This is a genomic window from Rhizobacter sp. P3_B12, from assembly GCF_056402895.1.
This window is the reverse complement of sequence record NZ_JBFUGN010001348.1, coordinates 1-1291: the sequence shown is the minus strand read 5'-3', so window position 1 is coordinate 1291 and position 1291 is coordinate 1. Positions and strand designations below refer to the sequence as shown.

Genomic DNA, 1291 nt, shown 5'->3' with positions numbered 1-1291 from the left:
GGGCCCGGCTGCCGGCCGCGGTGCAACGCCGTTTCGGCTGCGCCCACGGCGACACCACCTACATCGGCCACCTGGAGCTGGGCTGCTCGCGCATCGGCGCGCTGTGTGCGCTGGCGACGCAGCTGTTCGGCGGGCCGCTGACGCGCATCCAGGCGAGCGGCGTGACGACCACGGTGCGCGTCAGCGACGACGGCCGCGGCGGCGTCGTCTGGGAGCGCGGCTTCCACCGCAACGCGATGCTGGGCGCGAGCCATGTGCGCACCGTGCGTTCGACGAAGCAGCTCGACGCCGACGGCCGCCTGTTCGAGCGCACCGACGGCGGCCTGAGCATGGCGCTCGACGTCTTCGAGGAGCGTGGCTCGCTGGTCTTCCAGAGCCGCGGCTTCTCGCTGGTGTGGGGCCGGCTGCGCCTGCCGGTGCCGGCGCTGCTGACACCGGGCACCTGCCGCGTGATGCACACCGACCTGGGCGGCGGCTTCTTCCGCTTCACGCTGTCGATGGTGCACCCGCTGTGGGGCCGCACCTTCCACCAATCCGGYGTGTTCGCCGATCCGCAYACTGAACTCTGAGAGAACCCGCGATGAACACCCCCATGACCACCCTCTTCCTCCTGCTGTCCGTCCAGGCCCTGATGGGCGCCTTCGACAACCTGTGGCACCACGAGCTGCAGGCGCGGCTGCCGCAGCGCGCGGCGGCGCGCCACGAGCTCTCGCTGCACGCGGCGCGCGAGGCGATCTACGGCATCGTCTTCATCGGCCTCGGCTGGTTCGAATGGCGCGGTGCGTTCGCCGCGGTGCTGGCCGGGCTGCTGGCCGCCGAGGTGGTGATCACGCTGGCGGATTTCCTGGAAGAAGACCGCACCCGCGCGCTGCCGCCGTTCGAGCGGCTGCTGCACACGCTGCTGACGATCAGCTACGGCGCCTTCATCGCGCTGATTGCTCCGGTGCTGTGGGGCTGGTCGCAGCAGCCGAGCGCCCTCGTGCTGACCCCGCATGGCACGCAGGCCTGGGTGTCGTGGCTGTTCACGCTGTACGGCGTCGGCGTGCTGGCGTGGAGCGTGCGCAATGCGCTGGCAGTGCGGCAGCTCGGCCGTGTGCAGCCCGCACCGGCAGCCACGCCGCAGCCTTCGCACCGCATCGAGCCGGCGGTGCTTGTCACCGGCGCGACCGGCTTCGTCGGCAGCGCGCTGGTGGCCAGCCTGCGGCGCGACGGGCGGCGCGTGATCGCGCTGTCACGCGACCTGCGGCAGGCCCGCGCGGGCTTCGGCCCGGGCGTGTGGGTGGTCGACAGC

At 72.4% G+C, this 1291-nt stretch carries 2 protein-coding genes; both read left to right on the top strand.

From position 1 onward, the window contains the following. Window positions 1–569 (top strand): DUF4166 domain-containing protein (locus AC1D01_RS35120; RefSeq protein WP_477874205.1); only part of this gene is annotated, 569 nt, incomplete at its 5' end. 11 nt (window positions 570–580) lie between these two features. Continuing rightward, the coding region (locus AC1D01_RS35115; RefSeq protein ID WP_477874203.1) for an NAD-dependent epimerase/dehydratase family protein at window positions 581–1291 on the top strand (711 nt) is incomplete at its 3' end.